This window comes from Mycobacterium sp. (assembly GCF_050701675.1).
Lineage (GTDB): Bacteria > Actinomycetota > Actinomycetes > Mycobacteriales > Mycobacteriaceae > Mycobacterium.
On the sequence record NZ_JBOGDD010000017.1, the window covers coordinates 1 to 4,152 of the forward strand.

A 4,152-nucleotide genomic window follows, 5' to 3' on the forward strand; every position below is an offset into this window, starting at 1 on the left:
CTCTTAATCGCGGCGCGCGGCCTTGCCAGGCGCGGGCAGGCTGTCGGGGCGGGCCAGGCCCTTGGCCTGGATGCTCGTCTTCTCATCGATCGAGAGCACCAGTGCCCCCGCGGGCGGATCGAGGTACAGGCCGCAGACCTCGCTGGCCTGCTCTTGGAAGCCGGGCTGATCAAAATCGCTCATCACCCAGTACTCGCTGCGATGCGGCTTGATCTCCGCGCGTGAGAGAATCACGTGCGCCTGGGACTCCGAGATCCCGACCGCCTCGCCCAGCTCGCGATGCGTCCAGCGCTCACGCCGCTGCCCGGACTCGGTGTCGGGCGGGCGGGTGCAGGCCTTGGCGATCAGCAGCGCCCGCGCCTCAGCACCATGGCTCAACGGGCGTCCCGACCGCGGCCGATCCCAAAGCCCGTCGATGCCCTCACGCTCATAGCGCCCGCGCCACCGCCCGACGAGCTTTGTCGAGCAGCCAACCCGCTCAGCGATCTCCCGCGCGGGCAGGCCTTCCGCCGCGCCCAGCACGACCTGACGGCGGCCATGAGAACCTCCCCGTAGGCGGCCGCTGGAAGTCCCCGCTGGTGGTCGTTGGTTGTCCCCGGTGGCGGCCGTCGGTTCTCCCCACTGTCCTGTCCTGAGTGGCCTGCAACGTCCACCGTCTTGACCAAGTTCGAGGCGGCGTGGAGGGCGGGCTTGAAGACCTGTGAGGAAGTGATGGAGATTTTGGAAGCGTTCGATCTGACGGGCTCGCTGCGCGGTGCGGCCGAGCTTGCGGGTTGTGATCACAAGACGGTCGCGCACTGGGTGCGCGCACGGGAGGCCGCCGGCGGCGGTCTGCCGGTCCACGTGCGGAGCAAGCCGCGCGTGGATGAGTATGTGGCGAAGATCGAGGAGTGGGTGCATCTCTCGCGCGGCAGGGTTCGCGCGGACAAGGCGCACGAGAAGTTGGTCGCGATGGGCTATCAGGGCTCGGAGCGAACGACACGGCGAGCGGTCGCTGACGCGAAGCGGCGCTGGCGGGTCGAGCATGGCCGCAGGACGCGTCCGTGGATCACCGAGCCTGGGCTGTGGATGCAATGGGATTACGGCGACGGGCCCGTTATCGACGGGCGTCGTACGACGTTGTTCTGCGCGTGGCTGGCTTGGAGCAGGTTCCGGTTTGTGATGGCGCTGTGGGACAAGACGACGCCGTCGGTCGTGATGGCGCTGGACCGGGCGTTGCGCGCGTTCGGCGGGGCGCCGACCTACGCGTTGACCGATAACGAGAAGACTGTGTCGGTCGATCACGTGGCGGGGATCGCGGTCCGCAATCCGCAGATCGTGTCGGTCGGTCGCCACTACGGATTGAGCATCGCGACCTGCGTCCCGGCGGACCCGCAGAGCAAGGGCGGCTCGGAGGCGACGGTGAAGATCGCGAAGGCCGATCTGGTCCCGACCGACCACAACCTCCGCCCGGACTACGCGTCCTTTGGCGAGCTCGAGCGGGCTTGCATCGAGTTCTGCGAGCGAGTCAACCTGCGCGAGCATCGGGTCACCAGACGAGCGCCGGTGTTGATGCTCGCCGAGGAACGCGAGCGGTTGCATCGGTTGCCGCAGGTGCCGCACACGGTCGCGTTCGGCGAGACCCGCCGGGTGTCTTGGCAGTCGACTATCAGTGTCGGCGGGGCGCTGTACTCGGTCCCATCATCGCTGGTCGATGAACGGGTCTGGGCGCGCACCGACGGCTGCGAGCTCGTTGTCGTCCACGCCGACGGCCAGGCGGGTCCGCGCGAGGTCGCGCGCCACGCGTTGACCACGCCGGGCCGGCCGAGCCTCTGCGACGAGCACTATCCGCCGCGGCCAGTCGGGGCGTTGGAGCGCAAGCCGCGCGCGCAGACCGTCGATGAGGAGACGTTCCTGGCGATCGGGCCGGGGGCAGAGAAGTGGCTGATCGCGGCAGCGGCCGCGGGCACGACGAAGCTGCGGCGCAAGCTCGCAGAGGCGATCGCGCTGGCCAAGCTCCACGGCGACCAGCCGGTCGAGGAGGCGCTCAGGATCGCGGCCGACGCGGGCCGCTTCGCCGACAGTGACCTCGCGGCGATTCTCGCCCACCACCGCGACGCGAAGGTGATCCCGTTCCCGGCCGCGACCGAGGAACAGTCGATGCAGAGCTCGACCGCGAAATGGCAAGGCTTCGGCGGATGACGGTCAAGACCCCTGAAGCGCCGCCGTTGCCCGCTGAGGTCGAGGCCCTGCTCAGGCGATTGCGGATGCCCTACGTCCGCAAGGCCGCGCCGGACGTCATCGCGACCGCAAAAGCGCAACGCTGGGAGCCCGCCGAGGTCCTGCGGGTCCTGCTCGCCGAGGAGGCCGCCGGCCGCGACCAGGCCACGATCCGGATGCGTCGACAACAGTCCGGGCTGCCGGCCGGCAAGACGTTTGAGGCCTGGAAACCCGGTGCGTCGCCGATCCCGGCAGCGACACAGCAATCATTGCAGACACTCGAGTGGATCAGCCGCGCCGAGAACCTCTGCATCTGCGGACCCTCAGGCACCGGCAAGTCCCATCTCGCCGAAGCGCTCGGGCACCGCGCGATCGACCAGGGCAAGACCGTCGCCTGGCACACCCTCGAGTCGTTGGCGACATTAATGCGTCGCCACCGCGCCGACGACTCCGTCAGCAAGGCGATCAGCCGGCTCATCCGCGCCGATCTCATCGTGATCGATGACATCGGAATGCTGCCCGTTGCGCCCGACGCCGCCGAGGCGTTGTTCCGGGTCGTTGACGCGGCCTACGAAAAACGCTCGATCGCACTCACCTCCAACATCCACCCGGCCGGCTTTGACGAGCTGATGCCCAAAACCCTCGCCGCCGCGACCGTCGACCGACTGCTGCATCACGCGCACGTCTTACTAACCGACGGCTCCGACAGCTACCGGCTTGCGCAGGCCACCGCTGGGAAGGGAGTGAGGCCCCTGAGCTGACCCGCGCAGCGCGCTATCGCCGCTCCGCTTCGGCCTACGGCCAAAGCTCCGCGCCGACACCGCGCTGGGGAGAACCGATGGCCACCAGCGGGCAGACAACATGACCGCCGCCGGGGAGAACCAACGGCCGTCCCCGGGGAGAAACCGATGGCCGTTGACAAATTCACCGGCAGGTTAGCTCGACGGCCGTCTCAGCAGGCTTACACCAACGTTGTCACGATCATCGTCGACCGGTCACTGGACCCACCGATGTGCCCTCATCGGTGGACGCCTTCATGCCGGTCTTGGGTGGAGGTCCCTGGCGCGTTGCGCGCCAGTCCGCCCGGGCATCGGTCGCTGATCGAAGGATTGTGATCGAGGCATGGCCCGTCGGGGATCTCACTGTCCCGTCCAGATTGGATCCCGCTTTTCGAAGAATGCGGCCACGCCCTCGAGCAGATCGTCAGAGGATTGCGCGATCGTCAGCTGCGCGCGCAGGAAGTCGAGCGCATCCACCAATGCCATGTCCATCTGTCGGTACATCGCCTGCTTGCCGAGACGCATGATCAGCGGCGAGCGGCTGGCCAGCCGGCTCGCCCAGTCGCCGACAGCGGCGTCAAGCTCTGCGTCCGGGACGACCCTGTTGACGAGCCCGCAGCGGTATGCCTCGTGGGCGTCAATTCGGTCGCCCAAGAGCAACAGTTCGCTGGCCTTCTTGCGTCCCACGTTGCGGTAGATCAGAGCCATGATCATGAACGGGAAGGCCCCGACGCTGATCTCGGGCGTACCGAAGCTTGCGCTTTCCGAAGCGACGATCAGATCACACGCCAGTGCAACACCGAGCGCCCCGGCTAGGACATGCCCCCCGGCCTTGACGATCGATGGCTTCCCCAATTCTCCGATCAGCTGGACCAGTTCGACGAGGCGTTCGCTGAGGTCGTACTTGGCGATCAGAGTCGTGTCGGCGCCGAAGCTGCTCAGATTCGCCCCGGAGGAGAATGTGCGTTCGTGGCTCGAGGCAAGCACGACGCAACGAACGGACTTGTCGTCGCGGGCCGATCGCAGCGCTGATATGAGCTGATCCAGCAAGTCGCCGGAGAGCGCGTTGCGCGTGTCGGGGTCGTCCAAGGTGATGGTCGCGACGGCGTCGGTGTCCCGGTCAAACTGAACGACCGTGCGCCCGTGCGGCGCCTGCTCCTCAGGCATCCAACCC

Annotated in this window: 4 protein-coding genes; 2 read left to right on the forward strand and 2 right to left on the reverse strand. The window is 67.6% G+C overall.

Features of this window, described 5'->3' with window-relative positions; all coding sequences use genetic code 11:
- Nucleotides 1-3 precede the first annotated feature (3 nt).
- A complete protein-coding gene (locus ACRDUX_RS00470; protein WP_526409961.1) occupies nt 4-522 on the reverse strand; it encodes a helix-turn-helix domain-containing protein in 519 nt (172 codons plus the stop codon).
- Nucleotides 523-690: 168 nt separating this feature from the next.
- Here ACRDUX_RS00470 and istA point away from each other — a divergent pair, with 168 nt between their 5' ends.
- Both istA and istB read left to right on the forward strand, forming a co-directional pair.
- Complete coding sequence (gene istA, locus ACRDUX_RS00475; protein WP_526409965.1) at nt 691-2,181, forward strand: IS21 family transposase; 1,491 nt, start codon at nt 691-693, stop codon at nt 2,179-2,181.
- A complete protein-coding gene (gene istB / locus ACRDUX_RS00480; RefSeq protein WP_526409963.1) occupies nt 2,178-2,960 on the forward strand; it encodes an IS21-like element helper ATPase IstB in 783 nt (260 codons plus the stop codon). Before istA ends, istB begins: the two co-directional genes overlap by 4 nt.
- A 378-nt stretch (nt 2,961-3,338) precedes the next feature.
- Here istB and ACRDUX_RS00485 read toward each other — a convergent pair whose 3' ends face one another.
- Complete coding sequence (locus tag ACRDUX_RS00485; protein ID WP_526409967.1) at nt 3,339-4,145, reverse strand: enoyl-CoA hydratase/isomerase family protein; 807 nt, start codon at nt 4,143-4,145, stop codon at nt 3,339-3,341.
- Nucleotides 4,146-4,152: the final 7 nt, after the last annotated feature.

Coding starts and splice junctions, on each gene's coding strand:
- istB (WP_526409963.1), top strand. CDS start 2,178: ATGACGGTCAAGACCCCTGAAGCGCCGCCGTTGCCCGCTGAGGTCGAG.
- ACRDUX_RS00485 (WP_526409967.1), bottom strand. CDS start 4,145: ATGCCTGAGGAGCAGGCGCCGCACGGGCGCACGGTCGTTCAGTTTGAC.